The sequence below is a fragment of the Frigoribacterium sp. CFBP 13729 genome, from assembly GCF_014841875.1.
Lineage (GTDB): Bacteria > Actinomycetota > Actinomycetes > Actinomycetales > Microbacteriaceae > Frigoribacterium.
The window spans coordinates 63,366-82,353 of sequence record NZ_JACYUR010000004.1; the positions used below are offsets into that span (position 1 = coordinate 63,366).

Consider the following 18,988-nt stretch of genomic DNA (forward strand, 5'->3'; position numbering starts at 1 on the left):
GCGCCTCCTGCCGGTAGCGTGGGCGGCATGCGCGTCGCGACCTGGAACGTCAACTCCGTCCGTGCCCGAGTCGGGCGAGTGGTCGACTGGCTGGTCCGGGAGGACGTCGACGTCGTGGGCCTGCAGGAGATCAAGTGCAAGCCAGAGCAGTTCCCGTTCGACGCGTTCCGCGAGGCGGGCTACGAGGTCGAGCTGCACGGCCTCAGCCAGTGGAACGGCGTCGCCTTCGCGAGCCGCCTGCCGATGGACGACGTCACGATCACGTTCCCGACCCAGCCCGGCTTCGCCAAGGGGCAGGAGGGGCCCGACCAGCCCAAGGAGGCGCGGGCGATCGGCGTCACGGTCGAGGGCGTCCGCCTGTGGTCGCTCTACGTGCCGAACGGCCGCGAGCTGGGCGACCCGCACTACGACTACAAGCTCGACTGGCTCGCCGCTCTCGCCGCCGAGACGGAGGCCTGGATCGCCGAGCGGCCCGACGAGCCGCTCGCGCTGATGGGCGACTGGAACGTCGCCCCGCTCGACACCGACGTGTGGGACGTCTCGGTCTTCGAGGGCCACACCCACGTCAGCCAGCCCGAGCGCGACGCCTTCGCCGCGTTCGAGCGCGCCGGCCTGACCGACGTCGTCCGCCCGCGCCTGCCCGAGGGCTACACCTACTGGGACTACAAGCAGCTGCGGTTCCCCAAGAACGAGGGCATGCGGATCGACTTCATCATGGGGTCGCAGCCGTTCGCCGACCTCGTCACGGACGCCTCGATCCACCGCGACGAGCGCAAGGGCGACGCCCCGAGCGACCACGTCCCCGTCGTGGTCGACCTCGAGCTCGACACCGAGCTCGACGACGACCGCCCGATGATCTTCTGAGGCGACCTGCCTGCCGAGGAGGCGCCTCCTACTTGAGCAGCGCCGCCACCAGCACCAGCAGCGGCACCGACCCGATGGTCGTCACGAGCACGGTGTCGCGGGCGACCACGACCCCGGCCTGGTAGCGCTGCGCGTAGTTGAAGACGTTCTGCGCGCTCGGCAGGCCGGCCAGGACGACGGCGACGAAGAGCTGGTCGTGCCCGAGGTCGAAGACGAAGGCGCCGAGCAGCCAGGCGACGACGGGCATGACGACGAGCTTGAGCGCCGTCGCGATCGCGATGTCGGCCCGGCCCTCGCGCGCCTGCAGCGGCTTCGAGCCCGAGAGCGACATCCCGAACGAGATCAGCACGACCGGCACGGCGGCCCCGCCGACGAGCAGCAGCGGCTGCATGACGGGGTCGGGGATCTCGATCTCGAGCACGGCGACGAGCACCCCGAGCGCCGAGCCGATCAACAGGGGGTTGAGCAGCGGCCGCGCGATCGCGCGCCCGAGGCTGCTGCCGCGGTTCGTCACCGTGTCCATCACCGTCAGCACGATCGGCGTGATGACGAGCAGCTGGTAGAGCAGCACGGGGGCCACGAAGGTCGCGCTGCCCAGCACGTAGGTCGCGACGGGCAGCCCGATGTTGTTCGCGTTGACGTAGGCGCCGCCCATCGTGCCCATGGTGGTCTCCGCCGCCGAGCGACGCAGGACGAACCTCAGCAGCACCACCGAGATCACGGCGGCGGCGAGGGAGGCGAGGGCCGAGACCACGAGGAGGTCCGAGAACAGCACGTGCACGTCGGCCCGCGAGATCGTCGAGAAGAGCAGGCAAGGCGTGAGGACGAAGAAGACGAGGCGCGACAGAACCTGGTGACCGGTCGGGCCGAGCAGGTCGATGCGTCCGACCACCCAGCCGGCGGCGATGATCACCCCGATGATCCCGAACCCGATCAGCACTCCGCCCATGTGACCATCCTGGTGCAGGCGGCCGACAGGGGACGACGCGTCAGCCGAGACGGGACATGAGGTGTCGCGCGGTCTGCGCGCCCTCCTCGCCCGTGGACCACGTCACGTGGTCGCCGTCGAGGCCGACGACGTCGAACTGACGGCCGATCTCGAGGCCGGACCGCTCGGCGAGGTCGTCCGCGAGGCGCCGCCCCTCGGGCTCGACGCACGCGGCGCCCTGGACGATGACGAGGGCGCCGTGCCGCAGGGCGGGGGCGAGCCGGGCCGCGGCGCCGCGGAGGTCGGCGTCGGCCGAGGCCGGGTCGCGGACCGCGACGACGGCGACGTCGAACCCGTCGAGCTCGGCGACGCACGGTGCGGCGGCGTCGGGGGCGACGACCGCCGACGAGTCGACCACGACCACCTCGGCGCCGAGGGCGGCCGCTCGGTCGGCGGTCTCGCGGAGCGAGGACGACGAGCCGGTGAGGACGAGCTTGGGAGCGTGCAGGAAGAACATGGCGGACCTCTCGGGTGAGGCAGGCTCGGGAGCACTGCCGGGGCTGGGCGACTGTGCTCGCTGTCACACTATGTCTATATCTCGAATATCACAAGCATTTTCTTGCAGAGGTCGCAAGACCGAGAAGCGCACGGTGATCGAGCATCGGACGGCCACCGGGCGGCACACGGCAAGATGGAGGCGTGACGCGCCTCCACGATCCCGCTGCCCACACGTTCGCCTCCGACAACTACGCCGGCGCCCACCCCGAGGTGCTGCAGGCGATGATCGAGGCCAACGGCGGCCACGTCGCCTCCTACGGTGCCGACCCCTACACGCGCCGTCTCGGCGAGGTGGTGGCCGAGGTCTTCGGCGAGGGCGCCTCCCTCGACCCGGTCCTCACCGGCACCGGCGCCAACGTCGCCGCCCTGCAGGCGCTCGTGCCCCGCTGGGGCGCGGTGATCTGCGCGACCACAGCCCACGTCTACACCGACGAGGGCGGGGCGCCCGAGCGCCTCGGCGGCATCAAGCTGCTCACCGTGCCGACGCCCGACGGCAAGCTGACCCCCGAGCTCATCGACCGCCAGGCCTACGGCTGGGGCGACCAGCAGCGCCCTCAGCCGCTCGCGGTCACGATCACGCAGAGCACCGAGCTCGGCACCGTCTACACGCCCGACGAGCTCCGGGCGATCACCGACCGCTCGCACGCGCACGGGATGACCGTGCACCTCGACGGCGCCCGGCTCGCGAACGCGGCGGCGTCGCTCGGCGTCCCGCTGCGGGCCCTGACGCGCGACGCCGGCATCGACTCGGTCTCGCTCGGCGGCACGAAGAACGGGCTCGTCCTCGGCGAGTCGGTCGTGACCTTCTCCGAGGAGGCGCGGGCCGGCCTGGTCTTCCTCCGCAAGATGGACGCGCAGCTGGCCTCGAAGATGCGCTTCACGTCGGCGCAGTTCCTCGCGATGTTCGAGGACGACCTGTGGCTGCGCTCGGCGACCCGTGCCAACGCGATGGCGACCCGGCTCGCGGCGGCGCTCGCCTCGCTGCCCGGGGTGACGATCACCCAGGCGGTCGAGGCCAACGCGGTGTTCGTCGTGCTGCCGATCGAGGCCGTCGAGCCGCTGCGGGCGGTGCACCACTTCTACGACTGGAACCGCGCGACCGGCGAGGTGCGCCTGATGTGCTCGTTCGACACGACCGAGGAGCACGTCGACCGCCTCGTCGCCGACCTGCGGGCCCTGCTCGGCTGAGCGAGGGGGTCAGGGCGTGCGGGCCGCGGCGACGAAGTCAGCGATGAGCGCCGCGTCCTTGACGCCGCGGGACGACTCGACGCCCGAGCTGACGTCGACCCCGACGGCGCCGGCGGGGCGCGCCGCCGCCAGCAGCTCGGCGACGGTGGCGGGCGTGAGCCCGCCGGCGAGCAGCCAGGGGCGCGAGGGCGGGGCGGCGAGCAGGGGCGCCGCGTCGAACACGGCCCCGGCACCGGGCTCGACCGCGTCGAGCAGCAGGGCGTCCTCGCCGAACGCGACCCGCTCCTCCTCGGTCTCGCTCGCGTAGCGCGACGCGCTGACCGCGCGGATCACGCGGAACCCCGCCGCCTGCACGGCCGCGACGTCGGCCGGGGCCTCGTCGCCGTGCAGCTGGACGGTCGAGACGCCGGAGGCGCGGGCCAGCTCGAGCACCGCTCCCACCTCCTGGCCGCGGAACACGCCCACGGTCTCCACGCCCTCCGGCACGCGAGCGACCAGCGCGCGTGCGGTCGCGGCGTCGACCGTCCGCGGGCTGCCGGGAGCGAAGACGAAGCCGACCGCGTCGGTGCCGGCCGCCACGGCGGCGTCGACCGTCTCGGGAGCGGACAGTCCGCAGATCTTCACCCAGGTGCTCATGCGCCCCAGTCTGCCGTGTGGTCCGTCCGAGCCGACTGACGCCTCCTGCGCCGGCCCTGCTCCCGCGCGCGCGGCTCGAGCGCACACCCGCTCAGTCGAGGTCGTCCAGCACCTCGGCCGAGGGCTCCCCCACGACCTGCTGCACCACGCTCAGCGACTCCCCGTCGGGAGCCACGTCGACGAGCACCGTGTCGCCGTCGACGATCGAGCCGCCGAGCAGCGCCATGGCGAGCTGGTCGTCGATCTGCCGCTGCATGAGCCGGCGCAGCGGCCGGGCGCCGTAGATCGGGTCGTAGCCGCGCTCGGCGAGCCAGGCCCGCGCGTCGGGCGTGACCGCCAGCGACAGCCGCCGGTCCGTCAGGCGGCGGCCGAGCCGGTCGACGTAGAGCGAGACGATCTGGCCGAGGTCGTCGGTCGACAGGGTCGAGAACACGACGATGTCGTCGAGGCGGTTGACGAACTCGGGCTTGAAGGCCTGGCGGACCATGCCCTGCACCAGCTCCTCCTTCTCGGGGTCGCTGAGCCCGGGGTCGGTGATCACCTGCGAGCCGAGGTTCGAGGTGAGCACGAGGATCGTGTTGCGGAAGTCGACCGTGCGCCCCTGTCCGTCGGTCAGCCGCCCGTCGTCGAGCACCTGCAGCAGGATGTCGAACACCTCGGGGTGCGCCTTCTCGACCTCGTCCATCAGGACGACGCTGTAGGGGCGGCGCCGCACCGCCTCCGTGAGCTGGCCGCCGGCCTCGTAGCCGACGTAGCCGGGAGGCGCGCCCACGAGCCGGGACACGCTGTGCTTCTCGCCGTACTCGCTCATGTCGATGCGGACGAGGGCCTTCTCGTCGTCGAACAGGAAGTCGGCGAGGGCCTTCGCGAGCTCGGTCTTGCCGACACCGGTCGGGCCGAGGAAGAGGAACGAGCCGGTCGGGCGGTCGGGGTCGTTGATGCCCGCGCGGGTGCGGCGGACGGCCTCGCTGACGGCCTGGACCGCAGCGCGCTGGCCGATCAGGCGCCTCCCGAGCTCGCTCTCGAGGTGCAGCAGCTTCTCGGTCTCGCCGCTGAGCAGCCGGCCGACGGGGATGCCCGTCCAGGCGGCGACGACCTCGGCGATGTCGGAGTCGGTCACGCTGTCGCTGACGAGGCGCTCGTCGCTCTGCTCGAACGACTCGGCGTCGGCGAGCCGCTTCTCGATGTCGGGGATCCGCTCGTAGCTGATGCGCGCCGCGTCCTCGTAGCGGCCCTCGCGGAGGGCGCGGTCGGCGTCGATGCGGGCCTCGTTGAGGTCGCTGCGGAGCGTGCCGACGCCCTGCAGCGCCGCCTTCTCGGCCTGCCACCGGGCGTTGAGGTCGTCGAACGCGGCCTGCTGCTGGGCGATCGTCTCGCGCAGGGTCGCGAGCCGGGCGAGCGAGGCGTCGTCCTTCTCCTTCTTGAGCGCGAGTTCCTCGATCTGCAGGCGGACGAGGCCGCGGTAGAGCTGGTCGAGCTCGACCGGCGACGAGTCGATCTCCATCTTGAGCCGGGAGCCTGCCTCGTCGACGAGGTCGATGGCCTTGTCGGGCAGCTGGCGGCTCGGGATGTACCGGTTCGACAAGGAGGCGGCAGCCACGAGGGCGCCGTCGGTGATGGTGACGCCGTGGTGCGCCTCGTACCTCTCCTTGAGGCCCCGGAGGATCGCGACCGTGTCCTCCACGGTCGGCTCGCCCACGTAGACCTGCTGGAACCGGCGCTCGAGGGCGGCGTCCTTCTCGATGTACTGGCGGTACTCGTCGAGCGTCGTCGCGCCGATCAGCCGAAGCTCGCCGCGGGCGAGCATCGGCTTGAGCATGTTGGAGGCGGCGACCGAGCCCTCGCCGCCGCCTGCGCCCATGAGGGTGTGCAGCTCGTCGATGAAGGTGATGACCTGGCCGTCGCTCTGGGTGATCTCCTTGAGGACGTCCTTGAGGCGCTCCTCGAACTCGCCGCGGTACTTCGCGCCGGCCACGAGCGCGGCGAGGTCGAGGCTGATCAGCCGCTTGTCCTTCAGGGAGTCGGCGACGTCGCCCTCGACGATGCGCTGGGCGAGCCCCTCGACGACGGCCGTCTTGCCGACGCCGGGCTCGCCGATCAGCACGGGGTTGTTCTTGGTGCGGCGGGTGAGCACCTGGCTGATGCGCCGGATCTCGGCGTCGCGCCCGATCACGGGGTCGAGCTTGCCGCTGCGGGCGATCGCCGTCAGGTCGACGCCGTACTTCTCGAGTGCGCTCTTCTGCTTCTCGGTGGAGGCGGGAGCGCCCTGCATGTTCGCCACGGGTGTGCCTTTCTCGAACTTGAGTTGATCTGGCTCAACTTTACGCCGCTCGTGTCGATGTGCAAGGCATAGCACTCGTCAGGTTGTGGACGCCACCTTCGTGTGTCTAATATTTCGCATACCCATTTCGGGCCCGACCTCGTTCGAAGGAACTACGCACACATGAAGAAGACCCACACCAAGGCAGGGGCGATCGGCTTGGCAGCAGCCACGATCCTCACCGGCCTCAGCTTCGGCCCCGCGGCGGCGTCCGCCGCCCCCGTCGCATCGAATGCCCCGGCCGCGGTCGACGCAGAGGCAGGCGCGACACTCGGGTCCGACGAGTTCTTGCTCATCGGCCAGGCTGGTCCCTCGACGTTCTACGGCCAGCCCGACCCGCACTCGTACTGGAACATCGCCACCTACCCCACGAGGGAGGCAGCGGCGGCGAACGCGCGCAAATTGCAGATCCTCGACCAGGCGGACGGCTTCAGCATCAGGATCCCGGACGGGACCAGCGCGGGGACGTGCATCGGCCTGCCGAACCAGAGCTACAACATGATCACCTCCAGCTACGAATGTGGGACAGAGAACACCACCTTCGACACCGACGAGCAGGGGCGCCTTCGCATCGCCTCCTCCGGGAAGTTCGTCACGTCTCCGGTCGTGCTGGGGGCCTACAGCTACTTCGGTGTATCCGCTTCACCTGCCGCGGCGCTGAAGTTCGAGGGAATCGAGATTTTCTCGGGCAAAGTGGACTCGATCGACCTCGCAGCTCGGACCGCAGAGCTGTCCGGACGGGCCGTCCCGGGCTCGACGGTGGTCATCAACGACGACGACGAGGTTCTCGTGAGCGACGAGGGCACCTGGTCCAAGACCGTCACCGGCCTGACCCTGGGCATGAACACGATCACCCTCGAGCAGTACGAAGACGGCGAGAAGACCGCTGACGCCACCGTCGACATCGACCTCGCCGTGCAGCCCGTGACCGCGACGACCACGTTCGACGCCGACCGGACGAAGGACGCCGTCCTCTCGGGCACCGCCCACCCCGGCGCCACCGTCATCGTCGGGAACGCCGCAGGCACCGAGATCGACCGGGCCCCCGCCTCCCCGACCAACGGCACCTGGGAGCTCGAGATCCCCGCCCCGAACCTCGGCGGCGACTACCCCGTCACCATCCACCAGCTGATCGACGGCGAGGAGAACGGCGAGATCACCGAGACCATCGCCTACGGCGCCGCGGTCGCGGTCACCCGCCCCGTCCCCGACGCCGACCACACCGGCGGACCCCTCACCATGCGGGGCACCGGAGAGGCCGGCGCCGAGCTGACCGTCCGCGAGCAGGGGCACCCCGACGTCATCGGCAGCGGGAACGTCCTCGCCAGCCAGACCTGGAACCTCAAGACCAGGGACCTCGACGACCGCAGGCACGTCCTCGAGGTCACCCAGACCGGCAAGGGCGGCAACGTCACCACGTCGACCGTCACGATCAACCCCGAGGCCGACGGCGTCTCGCAGCCGTTCGAGCTGACCGCCCCGAAGGACGGCGACACCCTCACCGCCCCCGACAACCAGGTCGCCTTCACCGGCACCGGCACGACCGGCGACACCGTCGACATCGTCAACGCCTACAACGGCCGCGTGATCGCGACCACCACGATCGGCGAGGACGGCACCTGGTCCCGCACCGGCAGCGTCGGCTTCGGGGTCCAGAACCTGGAGGCCGTCGTCACCCGTGACGGCGCCCGCACCGAGCACCCCTTCACGATCACCCTGCAGGCCTCCGACGGCGTGGAGCAGCCGTTCGCGCTGACCGACCCGAAGGACGGCGACACCGTCATCGCCCCGACGAACCAGGTCACCTTCACCGGCACCGGCACCACCGGCGACACCGTCGCGATCGTCAACACCTACAACGGCCGCGTCGTCGCCACCACCACCGTCGACAGCAAGGGCACCTGGTCCCGCACGGGCAGCGTCGGCTTCGGGCTGCAGGAGCTCCGTGCCACCGTCACCCACGCCGGCGTCCCCGCCGACCACCCGCTCACCATCACGGTCAAGGCGTCCACCGGAGTCGAGGGCCCCTTCACCCTCGTCGCCCCCGCTGACGCCTCCACGGTCGTCGCACCGGACAACCAGGTCACCTTCTCCGGCACCGGCACGACCGGCGCCCGCGTGGTCCTCACCGCCGGCACCGGCCGCCAGGTCGTCAACACGATCGTCGACGACTTCGGCAACTGGTCCGCGACCGGCTACCTCTCCCACCAGTGGTACGAGCTCGGCATCAGCTACACCGTCCCCGGGAGCGCCCCCGTCACCGGCACGACCACGGTCACGGTCGTCAAGACCGACGCCGTGATCAACCCGTTCGCGATCCAGACCCCGGCTGACGGCGCCACCGTCGTCGCGGCGGACCACATGGTCACCTTCACCGGCACCGGCGCCGCCGGCGCCACCGTCGAGCTGATCAACGACCTCGGCGGCCCCTGGGAGCGCGTCGTCGCCCGCGCCACGGTCGGCCACGACGGCACCTGGACCGCCACCGGCGGCCTCGGGTTCCAGACCTACCCGCTCGCCTACGTCCACACCCCGGGCGAGCTCGGCGGCAGCCCCGCCACCGGCACCACCACCGTCACCGTCGTCGCGGAGTAACCCACCGCGCTGACACCCACTCGTCGGCGCCCGCACCCCGGGCACCGACACCCCCACCGTCGGGGCAGGCCGACCGCCTGCCCCGACGGGCCACCCCACGAGAAAGACCCCGGACCCATGCGCACTCGCCCCACCACCCGCCTCGCCCTCAGCGGCCTCGCCGCCCTCGCCCTCGTCGCCGGCCTCGCCGCCTGCACGTCGTCCACCTCCGACGACGCGGCCCCGACGCCGAGCACGACCCCCTCCGCCACGGCCGAGGCCGACGGCGCGCCCGTCGTCAACGAGTGCGTCGACGGCCAGGCCGTCCTCTCGGGCGCCGAGAAGGACATCTCCCTGCCCGACGGCTGCGACACCGTCTACGTCGTCACCAGCGACGCCACCGTCGACCTCGGCGGCCCCGTCGCGAAGCTCTTCTTCGAGGGCACCGGCAACACCGTCACCTACACCGGCGACGCCCCCGAGATCGGCGGCACCACGGACGGCGACGGCAACACCACCACCGCCCGCTAGCCCCACCCACCCAGGCTGGACCGACAGCCTCGCCTCGGCCCCCGACACACCAGTCGGGGGCCGAGGCCGTCCGGCGTCACGGCCCCTCAGCCCCGGCCCTCCTCCCGCCTGCCGCCTGCCGCCTGCCATCGCCTCGCCCTGCACCGCGCAGCTTGCGATCTGCTGTGTGTCATGGCTAATGTCGCACATCACAGACCAGTCGGTGCACCGCACCCTGAGACAGGAGATCCATGCGCGCCCCCGCCCACCGCACCGTCCTCGCCCTCGCCCTCGCCACCGTGGGGGTGACGCTCACGGCGACCCTCGGCGCCGCGTCGCCGCCGAGCCCCGCACCGGCCACACCGGTGCCGCATCCGACCTCCGAGGCGACCGCGCCTGCCCACGACCGGGTCGGCGAGCAGCGGGACGCGACCGACGACCCCGCGCGCGACGCGGCGTCGTCGCCCGCGCCTCCCGGGCCGCCGACCTCGGACGAGGACGGGTCGGCTGACGCCCCTGAGCCCGAGCCCGATGCCGCTGCCGCTGCCGCTGCCGCTGCCGCCGAGCCTGCCGTCGCTGCCACCGCCGAGCCCGCCGCCGCCGTGGCCACCTCTGCCGAGCCCTCCGCCACGACTCCGCTCGTGGTCGTGTCGCCCGCGCCGTCGTCGACCGTCGAGTCGGCGGACGGCACGGTCCTGTTCCGAGGGACCGGCCAGCCGGGCGCCAGCGTCGTCCTCGTGACGGGCACCCAGCGGGCCGTGGTGAACGCCCGCGTCGCCGAGGACGGCACCTGGCAGGCGGCCGGGTGGCTGGGCCACCAGAGGTACGTGCTGACGAGCTACTACACCGCGCCCGACGAGGCGACCGTCCGCGGCAGCTACGACCTCGTCGTCGTCGATCCCCCCGTCCCGCTGGTCGTCGACCGGCCGGTCGACGGCAGCACGGTCGTCACCGACGACGGCCGGGTCGCCTTCTCGGGCACCGGCCGCCCCGGGGCGCGGGCGATCGTGGTCGCCGGCAACGGCCGCCAGGTCCTCAACGTCCCGGTGCTCGGCGACCGCACCTGGCGCGGCACCGGCCAGCTGGCCTTCCAGCGGTACGACCTCACGACCCGCCACGTCGTCCGCGGCCGCACCGAGACGACCGGCACCGTGAGCGTGGTCGTCCGGGCCTCGGAGACCTGGACGTTCGCCGTCACGTCCCCGGCACAGGGCGCCGTCGTGACCGCGCCCGACGGCGTCGTGGACGTCCGCGGGGACGGTGCGCCCGGCGCGGTCGTCGTGGTGACCGACGCCTCCGGCGCACCCCTCGGCCACGCCACGGTCGGCTGGACGGGCATCTGGACGGTGCCCGTGCCGCTCGGCACCGGGCCCCGGTCGCTCCGCCTGACGCACGAGCTGCCCGGCACCGCCCCGGTCACGATCGGCCTCGACCTCACCGTGCGGGACGGCCTCGTCGTCCGGCCGTTCCGCATCGACTCCCCCGCGGACGGCAGCACGGTCGCGGCCCCCGACAACGTGGTCGTGTTCGAGGGGCAGGGCGCCGCGCGCGCCACCGTCGAGCTGGTCAACGCGGCCGGCCGGGTCGTGGTGCGCACCACGGTGAAGGACGACGGCACCTGGCGTGCGGTCGGGCGGCTCGGCTGGCAGACCTACGCCCTCGACTACCTGCACGCGCCGCGCGACGCGCGCGGCGAACGCGCCGAGGGGGCGCTGGTGGTCACGGTCGCGCCTCGTTGAGCAGGGTCGGAGGCGGCACGGGCACGATGGATCGATGATCACCGTCGACCTCGCCCGCCGCCTCCGCACCGCCGGGCTCCGCTGGCGCCCCGCGTCCGGGGACCGCTTCGTCGTCGAGCACCTCGCCGACGCCGACGAGGCGCCCGACGTCTTCACGCTGAGCGACATGACCATCGAGGCGCACCACTACCCGACCGGCACCGAGCTCGGCTTCAACGGCACGACCGAGTGGGCACTCGACTCGGTCTCGGCCGACGCGGCGCTCTGGCTGCCGCGGGAGGACCAGCTACGGACGCTGCTCGGCCCGGCGTTCGTCTCGCTGACCCACGAGACCGAGGACGACGAGCACCTCGGCTGGACGGTGCTGCTCCGCCCGCGGTCGACGGCAGACGAGCACGAGCACCACGTGGCGGACGACGCCGAGACGGCGTACGCCCTGGCGCTGCTCGCCTACCTCGACGCGTCGCTGCGCCTCGACGAGCCGGCCTGACGCGGCAGGACGGCCTGAGCCGCCCCAGGTCGTCCCGCCGCCAGGCCGTCGGTCGTCAGGTCGTCAGGTCGTCAGCGCCGCGTGCTCGCCGTGACCGTGAACTTCGGCGACCGGGAGACCTGCCGCGTCGTCCCCACGGTGCGCTCTAGGGCGCCGCGGTACGACAGCGACGAGTTGTAGACCGTCCAGAGCTCGCCCCCGGGGCGGAGCAGCCGCGCCGCGGCGTCGAACAGCTTCTGTGCGATGGCGGTGTGCACCGCGGCGCCGACGTGGAACGGCGGGTTGAGCAGCACCAGGTCGGCGCCGCCCTCGGGCAGCGAGTCGCCCGCGTCCGCGCGCCGCACCTCCACCTGGTCGGCCAGGCCGGCGGCGGCGATCGTCGCCCGGGCGGAGGCGACGGCCGCGGCCGACTGGTCGGTGGCGACGACCCGCGCTCCCGGCACCCGGCGCGCGTAGGCCGCCGCGAGCAGCCCGGTGCCGCAGCCCAGGTCGACGACCGACGCGGCCTCGGGCATCCGGTCGACGAGGGCGAGCAGCTGCCGGGTGCCGATGTCGATCCCCGACCCGGCGAACGCGGCGCCGTGGGCGACCACGGTCAGGCCGAGGTCGGCGTGCCGCTGCGACCGCGGCCACGGCGCCGAGCCGCCCGGGCGCGGCACCGAGGCCGTCAGCAGCCTCGACTTCTGCCGGGCCAGCCCCGCGGACACCTGGCCGAAGTGGCGGCCGAGCACGTCGTTCATGGCGCGGGTCATGTGCTTGAGGCGGCCCCCGGCGAGCACGACCACGTCCGGTGCGGCATGGGCCGCCACGAGGGCCGCGACCTCGTCGAGCGCGTCGAGCGAGCGCGGCAGCTGGACGAGCACGAGCCGCGCCCCGACGACGAGCGCAGGGTCGAGGTCGTGCTGCACGACGGAGTCGAGCGACAGGTCGAGCCGGGCCGCGTTGGCCGCGAGGGCGCGCTCGCCCGAGAGCGAGTCCTGGTGCACTCGGACCGAGGAGGCGCCTCCTGCGACCGCGCCCAGGGTCAGGGCTCCGTACCGGTCGCCGACCACGACGACCTCGGACCCCGCGGACAGCCGTGACGCGCCCTCGTCGAGCAGGAGGCGGTCGGTCGCGTCGTGCGCGACCAGCTCGGGGGCCTCGACGTCGGGCCACCGGCGGAGCTGGTCGAAGTCGATCACGCCACGAGGCTACCGGGCACGCTGTGGCGAGACACCCCGGAGTGGACGGTGCACCCCCGAACGACGGGGTGCATGGTCCACTCCGGGGTGCGCCGTCCACGACGGCGGGCCGGCAGCAGGCGGCGGCCGGAGCGGCCGCGCGGCAGCCGCGTCAGCGCTCCGGGCGCCAGACCACCACGGCCGTCTGCCGCCGGGGGCGCATGCCCTGCCGCAGCGGCACGACGCCGCTCTCGCCGGCCGCGAAGACGCGCGCGCCGGGCCGGTTGACCAGCTCGTCGGCCAGGGCCCGCTCGAGCTCGCGCACTCGCGACTGCAGCGACGCGACCTGGTTCTCGAGCTCGAGGATCCGCTTGATGCCCTCGAGCGACACGCCCTCGCCGCTCAGCCGGCCGATCTCGCGCAGCTGGACGACGTCGCGCATCGAGTAGCGACGCGACTTGCCCGCCGTCCGCTGCGGGACGACGAGGCCGAGCCTGTCGTACTGCCGCAGCGTCTGGGCGTGCATGCCCGCGAGCTCGGCGGCGGTCGCGATGGCGAAGAGCGGCGAGTTCTCGTCCATGGTCGTCACGCCTGCGCGCGGGCCCTGACGATGAGGTCGTCGCGGGGGTTCTCGGCCGGGAGGGCCGCGGCCAGGGCCTCGACCGCCTCCTTCGCCTTGTCGCTCAGGTGCGACGGCACGGCCACCTGGACGGTGGCGAGCAGGTCGCCGGTGCCCGACTTGGTGACGACGCCGCGGCCCTTGACGCGCAGCACGCGGCCCGACGGGGTGCCGGGCGCCACACGCAGCCGCACGGGGTCGCCGCCGAGCGTCGGGACCTCGATGGTCGCGCCGAGCGCCGCCTCGGCGAACGTGACCGGCACGTCGAGGCGCAGGTTCTGGCCGTCGAGCTCGAACACCGGGTGCTTGCGCACGGCGATGGTGAGGACCATGTCGCCGCCCTCGCCGCCGTCGGGGCTGGGCTCGCCCTTGCCGCGCAGCCGGATCTTCTGGCCGTCGTGCACGCCCGCGGGGATGCGGACCTTCATCGGCCGGCCGTTGGCGCCCTGCAGCGAGATCGTCTCGCCGACGACGGCGGTCTGGAAGTCGAGCGTCGTCGTGGCCGTCATGTCGCGGCCCTTCTGCGGACCGCCGTAGCCGCGGTAGCCGCCGCTCGTCTGGCCGAAGCCGCCGCCGCCGAACATGCCGCCGAAGATGTCGTCGAAGCCGCCGCCGCCCTGCTGGCGGTACTGCGGGCGAGCGCCGCCCTGCTGGCCGCCGCCGAACATGCCGCCGAAGACGTCCTCGAAGCCGCCCCCGCCGCCGCCGGGGCCACCGCTGCCCGCGGTGAAGCGCGCGCCCGAGCCCATGGCCCGGATCTGGTCGTACTCGCGGCGCTGCTCGGGGTCGGAGAGCACCGAGTTGGCCTCGCTCACCTCTTTGAACTTCGCCTCCGAGGCCGCGTCGCCGGGGTTGGAGTCGGGGTGGTACTTGCGGGCGAGCTTGCGGTAGACCTTCTTGAGCTCTGCCGCCGTGACGTCCTTGGAGACACCGAGAACGGCGTAGAAGTCCTTGTCGAACCAGTCCTGGCTGGCCATCCGGCACCTCCTCTCTTGTCTCTGTGCCGTCGCTCGGGAGCGACCGCCGGGGAATGGGGGAGGCGGCGGGCCCCTTCTCGAGGAGCCCACCGCCCGTCGCGACTCGCGTCGCGGATGCCGCTACTGCGGCGTGTGCACCGCGACCTTCGCGGCCCGGATGACCCGGTCGCCGATCTTGTAGCCCGGCTCGATCACGTCGGCCACGGTGTTCACCGTGACGTCGGCGCTCGGCAGCTGGACCAGGGCGTCGTGCATGGTGGGGTCGAAGACCTCGCCCTTCTCGCCGACCTGCACGAGCCCGAACTTGTCGAGCCCGCCGCGGATCTTCTGCGCCACGATCACCATCGGGCCCTCGGCCAGGTCGCCGTGCTTCTCGGCACGGGCCAGGTCGTCGAGCGCGGGGAGGAGCGATCGCACGACCTCGGCGACCACGGCCTCGCGGTTCGCCTCGCGGTCGCGCTCGACGCGCCTCCGGAAGTTCACCAGCTCGGCCTGCGCCCGGAGCATGTCCTGGCGCATGTCCGCGACGAGGTCGCGGCTGGCGGCGTCGAGGATGGCCTCGTCGTCGGCGCTGAGCGGCTCGGCGCCCTCGGCCGCCATCTCGGCGGCCGCCTCGGCCGCGCCCTCCGGCGCCTCGGCGCCCGCGGGCACCTCGACGTCGGGGGCCTCGGCCTCGATCAGCTCGTCGGGGTCGGTGACCGCGGCGGTGCCGCCGTCCTCGGAGGGGGCGGCCGGCTCGGGACGCACCTCGCCCGTCTCGGGGTCGATGCGGCGCTTGTCGTTCACCACCGGCTCGTCAGGCGTGTTGCCGTTCTCGTCTGCCATGGGGAGACCGTCCTACTTCTTGTCGTTGTCGTCGTCGTCCACGACCTCGGCGTCGACGATGTCCTCGTCGTCGCCCTGGGCCTGGCCGTCGGCGGGGGCGCCGTCGGCACCGGCCGCACCCGCGGCGCCGGCCTGCTCGCCCTGGCTCTGCGAGTAGATGGCCTGGCCGAGCTTCGACTGGCTCTCGTTGAGCTTGTCGAAGGCGGGCTTGATCGCGGAGTCGTCGTCGCCGGCGAGCGCGGTCTTGAGCGCGTCGACGTCGGCCTGGACCTCGGACTTGACGTCGTCGGGCAGCTTGTCGTCGTTCTCCTTGATCAGCTTCTCGATCGAGTAGACGAGCTGCTCGGCGGCGTTGCGGGTCTCGTTGGCCTCGCGACGCGCCTTGTCTTCTGCAGCGTTCTCCTCGGCCTCGCGGACCATGCGCTCGATGTCGTCCTTCGAGAGCGACGAGCCGCCCGAGATGACCATCGACTGCTCCTTGCCCGTGCCCTTGTCCTTCGCGGACACGTGCACGATGCCGTTGGCGTCGATGTCGAAGGTGACCTCGACCTGCGGCACGCCGCGGGGGGCCGGCGCGATGCCGGTCAGCTCGAAGGTGCCGAGGTTCTTGTTGTCGCGGGTGAACTCGCGCTCGCCCTGGAAGACCTGGATGGCGACGGACGGCTGGTTGTCGTCGGCCGTCGTGAAGGTCTCGCTGCGCTTGGTCGGGATGGCCGTGTTGCGCTCGATGAGCTTGGTCATCGCGCCGCCCTTGGTCTCGATGCCGAGGCTCAGGGGGGTGACGTCGATCAGCAGGACGTCCTTGCGCTCGCCCTTCAGCACGCCGGCCTGCAGCGCGGCGCCGACGGCGACGACCTCGTCCGGGTTGACGCCCTTGTTGGGCTCCTGGCCGCCGGTCAGCGACTTGACGACCTCGGTGACGGCGGGCATGCGGGTGGAGCCGCCGACGAGCACGACGTGCGCGATGTCGGAGACCTTGACGCCCGCCTCCTTGATGACGTCGTTGAAGGGCTTCTTGGTGCGGTCGAGCAGGTCGCTGGTCCACTGCTCGAACTGCGAGCGCGAGATGGTCTCGTCGAGGTTGAGCGGGCCGTCGGCGGTGAGCGTCAGGTAGGGCAGCTGGATGGAGGTGGAGGTGCTCGACGAGAGCTCCTTCTTGGCCTGCTCGGCCGCCTCCTTCAGGCGCTGCTTCGCGATCTTGTCGGTCGACAGGTCGACGCCGTGGGCGTCCTTGAACTTCTTGATGAGGTGCTCGACGATGCGGTTGTCCCAGTCGTCGCCGCCGAGGCGGTTGTCACCGGAGGTGCTGCGGACCTGGATCGTCGAGAAGTCGTCGTCCTTGCCCACCTCGAGGAGGGACACGTCGAACGTGCCGCCGCCGAGGTCGAAGACGAGGATGAGCTCGTCCTCCTTGCCCTTGTCGAGGCCGTAGGCGAGGGCCGCCGCGGTGGGCTCGTTGATGATGCGGAGCACGTTGAGGCCCGCGATCTCGCCGGCCTCCTTCGTGGCCTGGCGCTCGGAGTCGTTGAAGTACGCGGGCACGGTGACGACGGCGTCGGTCACGTCCTCGCCGAGGTACTGCTCGGCGTCGCGCTTCAGCTTGCCGAGGATGCGCGCCGAGATCTCCTGAGGGGTGTACTTCTTGTCGTCGATCTCGACCTTCCAGTCGGTGCCGACGTGGCGCTTGACGCTCGCGATGGTGCGGTCGACGTTGGTGACGGCCTGGCGCTTCGCGGTCTCGCCGACCAGCACCTCGCCGTCCTTCGTGAAGGCGACGACCGAGGGGGTCGTGCGGAGGCCCTCGGCGTTCGCGATGACGGTGGGCTCGCCGCCCTCGAGGACGCTGACGACCGAGTTGGTGGTTCCGAGGTCGATTCCTACTGCACGTGCCATGGGTGGCGCTCCTTCGTTCTGGTGCGGTGCTGTCTGGGGGTGCCCGGCTGACCGGGCGAGGGCCCGGCGGACCGGGAAGACTGCCGCGGACCTTGAGTCCGCTGGCATCAACTTTACTCACGGTGTCGGTCGAGTCAAGCTGTGAACCTGAAAGTTGAGCCAGAACGACTCAAGGAGGTGCGGTGAGGGTCTGCAGGACCCGCGCCCGACCGGCACCGTGCCCCCGCCGTGCCCCCAGAGGGAGGCGCCGCCTCCTCCGCGACACCGGCGCCGACTAGGTTGACCCCCATGACCGCAGCGCAGACGCTCGCCGACGCCACCCCGATCCCCCGCCGCCGGGTCGTCTCGTGGGCGCTGTGGGACTGGGGCTCCGCCGCGTTCAACGCCGTCGTCACCTCGTTCGTGTTCAGCACCTACCTCGCGAGCGGCGCCTTCGTCGACCCGGAGATCGTCGCGGCGGCGGGCGAGACCGAGGCGCTGGCCGCGAGCGCCACCGTCATCTCGACCGCGCTGACGATCGCCGGCGTGCTGATCGCTCTGCTCGCGCCGGTGCTCGGGCAGCGCAGCGACGGTTCGGGCCGTCGCAAGCTCTGGCTCGCCGTCAACACCGGACTCGTCGTCCTCGCCATGCTGGCGATGGTGTTCGTGGCCCCGGCGCCGGGCTACCTCGTCTTCGGTGCCGCGCTGCTCGCCGTCGGCAACCTCTTCTTCGAGTTCGCCAGCGTCAACTACAACGCGATGCTCGTGCAGGTCTCGACGCCGAAGACGATCGGCAAGGTGTCCGGCTTCGGCTGGGGACTCGGCTACGTCGGGGGCATCGTCCTGCTCCTGCTCCTCCTGGTCGCCTTCCTGCAGAGCTTCGGCGTCGAGGGGCGCGGCGGCCTGTTCGGCGTCGCGACGGGCGCCGACGGCGGCTCGTGGGACGTCCGCCTGTCGATCGTCGTCTCCGCCGTGTGGTTCGCCGTCTTCGCGGTGCCGGTGCTGCTCAGCGTGCCCGAGCTGCCCGCCGCGCCGGGACGGCCCCGGGTCGGGATCGTGGGGTCGTACCGCCTCCTCGGCTCGACCATCGCGAAGCTCTGGCGCACCAACCGCCAGGTGCTGCTGTTCCTGCTGGCGAGCGCGGTGTTCCGCGACGGGCTCGCGGCCGTGTTCACGTTCGGCGCGATCATCGCCGCCCAGGTGTTCGGCTTCACGCCGAGCATGGTGATCTACTTCGCCGTCGGCGCGAACCTCGTCGCCGGCATCGGCACCTTCGTCGGCGGATGGCTCGACGACAAGGTCGGCGCCAAGACGATCATCGTCGGAGCGCTGGCGGGGCTCGTCGTCGCCGCGTTCGCGGTGCTCGCGATCGGCACGGCCACGAACCTGTTCTGGGTGTTCGGGCTCGCGCTCGCCCTGTTCGTCGGGCCGATCCAGTCGGCGAGCCGGTCGTTCCTGGCGCGCGTGACGCCTCCCGGCCGCGAGGGCGAGATCTTCGGCCTCTACGCGACGACCGGGCGCGCGGTGAGCTTCCTGGCGCCGGGGCTCTTCACGCTGTTCGTCGGGCTGACGGGCGACACCCGGTTCGGGATCATCGGCATCGCGCTGGTGCTGCTCGCCGGCCTGGTGCTGATGCTGCCGGTCAAGACCGTCCAGCGCGCCATCGACTGACCCCCGGGGTCCGCCCCGTCCAGGGACATCGGGACCCCTGGGCTCGATCCTCCTCCT

At 72.2% G+C, this 18,988-nt stretch carries 16 protein-coding genes; 7 read left to right on the top strand and 9 right to left on the bottom strand.

Annotation, left to right across the window (positions count from 1 at the left end; genetic code table 11):
* The first annotated feature begins 27 nt into the window (after nucleotides 1–27).
* Nucleotides 28–864, top strand: a complete 837-nt coding sequence (locus IFT77_RS12620) for an exodeoxyribonuclease III (protein ID WP_192170175.1) — start codon at nucleotides 28–30, stop codon at nucleotides 862–864.
* Between the two features lie 28 nt (nucleotides 865–892).
* Here the strand turns inward: IFT77_RS12620 and IFT77_RS12625 are convergent, their stop codons facing one another.
* Nucleotides 893–1,813 (bottom strand): AEC family transporter, encoded by a 921-nt coding sequence (locus IFT77_RS12625; RefSeq protein ID WP_192170176.1) that lies wholly within the window; start codon nucleotides 1,811–1,813, stop codon nucleotides 893–895.
* Nucleotides 1,814–1,853: 40 nt separating this feature from the next.
* Nucleotides 1,854–2,309 carry a hypothetical protein gene (locus tag IFT77_RS12630; RefSeq protein WP_192170177.1) on the bottom strand — a complete coding sequence of 152 codons (456 nt, stop codon included), beginning with the start codon at nucleotides 2,307–2,309 and terminating at the stop codon, nucleotides 1,854–1,856.
* Between the two features lie 182 nt (nucleotides 2,310–2,491).
* On the opposite strand from IFT77_RS12630, the gene IFT77_RS12635 reads away from it, so the two are divergent.
* On the top strand, nucleotides 2,492–3,538 hold the full coding sequence (locus IFT77_RS12635; RefSeq protein WP_192170178.1) for a beta-eliminating lyase-related protein: 1,047 nt from the start codon (nucleotides 2,492–2,494) through the stop codon (nucleotides 3,536–3,538).
* A gap of 9 nt (nucleotides 3,539–3,547) precedes the next feature.
* Here the strand turns inward: IFT77_RS12635 and IFT77_RS12640 are convergent, their stop codons facing one another.
* Both IFT77_RS12640 and IFT77_RS12645 read right to left on the bottom strand, forming a co-directional pair.
* Complete coding sequence (locus IFT77_RS12640) at nucleotides 3,548–4,174, bottom strand: phosphoribosylanthranilate isomerase (RefSeq protein WP_192170179.1); 627 nt, start codon at nucleotides 4,172–4,174, stop codon at nucleotides 3,548–3,550.
* Between the two features lie 91 nt (nucleotides 4,175–4,265).
* Complete coding sequence (locus IFT77_RS12645) at nucleotides 4,266–6,455, bottom strand: ATP-dependent Clp protease ATP-binding subunit (RefSeq protein ID WP_371741049.1); 2,190 nt, start codon at nucleotides 6,453–6,455, stop codon at nucleotides 4,266–4,268.
* A 162-nt stretch (nucleotides 6,456–6,617) separates the two neighbouring features.
* Between IFT77_RS12645 and IFT77_RS12650 the strand changes: the two genes are divergently transcribed.
* The 4 genes from IFT77_RS12650 (at nucleotide 6,618) to IFT77_RS12665 (ending at nucleotide 11,807) form a co-directional block, all read left to right on the top strand.
* Complete coding sequence (locus tag IFT77_RS12650; protein WP_192170180.1) at nucleotides 6,618–9,089, top strand: hypothetical protein; 2,472 nt, start codon at nucleotides 6,618–6,620, stop codon at nucleotides 9,087–9,089.
* Between the two features lie 117 nt (nucleotides 9,090–9,206).
* Nucleotides 9,207–9,599 (top strand): hypothetical protein, encoded by a 393-nt coding sequence (locus IFT77_RS12655; RefSeq protein WP_192170181.1) that lies wholly within the window; start codon nucleotides 9,207–9,209, stop codon nucleotides 9,597–9,599.
* Between the two features lie 230 nt (nucleotides 9,600–9,829).
* Nucleotides 9,830–11,317 carry a hypothetical protein gene (locus IFT77_RS12660; RefSeq protein WP_192170182.1) on the top strand — a complete coding sequence of 496 codons (1,488 nt, stop codon included), beginning with the start codon at nucleotides 9,830–9,832 and terminating at the stop codon, nucleotides 11,315–11,317.
* Between the two features lie 34 nt (nucleotides 11,318–11,351).
* On the top strand, nucleotides 11,352–11,807 hold the full coding sequence (locus IFT77_RS12665) for a pilus assembly protein CpaE (RefSeq protein ID WP_192170183.1): 456 nt from the start codon (nucleotides 11,352–11,354) through the stop codon (nucleotides 11,805–11,807).
* 71 nt (nucleotides 11,808–11,878) lie between these two features.
* Here the strand turns inward: IFT77_RS12665 and IFT77_RS12670 are convergent, their stop codons facing one another.
* The 5 genes from IFT77_RS12670 to dnaK all read right to left on the bottom strand — a co-directional run bounded on the left by IFT77_RS12670 (nucleotide 11,879) and on the right by dnaK (nucleotide 17,281).
* Complete coding sequence (locus IFT77_RS12670) at nucleotides 11,879–12,988, bottom strand: methyltransferase (RefSeq protein ID WP_192170184.1); 1,110 nt, start codon at nucleotides 12,986–12,988, stop codon at nucleotides 11,879–11,881.
* 151 nt (nucleotides 12,989–13,139) lie between these two features.
* The gene (locus IFT77_RS12675) at nucleotides 13,140–13,547 is read right to left on the bottom strand and encodes a heat shock protein transcriptional repressor HspR (RefSeq protein ID WP_192170185.1); all 408 of its coding nucleotides are present in this window, start codon (nucleotides 13,545–13,547) and stop codon (nucleotides 13,140–13,142) included.
* 5 nt (nucleotides 13,548–13,552) lie between these two features.
* Nucleotides 13,553–14,563, bottom strand: a complete 1,011-nt coding sequence (locus IFT77_RS12680; RefSeq protein ID WP_192043055.1) for a DnaJ C-terminal domain-containing protein — start codon at nucleotides 14,561–14,563, stop codon at nucleotides 13,553–13,555.
* Between the two features lie 120 nt (nucleotides 14,564–14,683).
* A complete protein-coding gene (locus IFT77_RS12685) occupies nucleotides 14,684–15,388 on the bottom strand; it encodes a nucleotide exchange factor GrpE (RefSeq protein WP_192170186.1) in 705 nt (234 codons plus the stop codon).
* A gap of 12 nt (nucleotides 15,389–15,400) precedes the next feature.
* Nucleotides 15,401–17,281 (bottom strand): molecular chaperone DnaK, encoded by a 1,881-nt coding sequence (dnaK, locus tag IFT77_RS12690; protein ID WP_192170187.1) that lies wholly within the window; start codon nucleotides 17,279–17,281, stop codon nucleotides 15,401–15,403.
* A 288-nt stretch (nucleotides 17,282–17,569) separates the two neighbouring features.
* Between dnaK and IFT77_RS12695 the strand changes: the two genes are divergently transcribed.
* Nucleotides 17,570–18,931 (top strand): MFS transporter, encoded by a 1,362-nt coding sequence (locus IFT77_RS12695; RefSeq protein WP_123548523.1) that lies wholly within the window; start codon nucleotides 17,570–17,572, stop codon nucleotides 18,929–18,931.
* The last annotated feature ends 57 nt before the right edge of the window (nucleotides 18,932–18,988 follow it).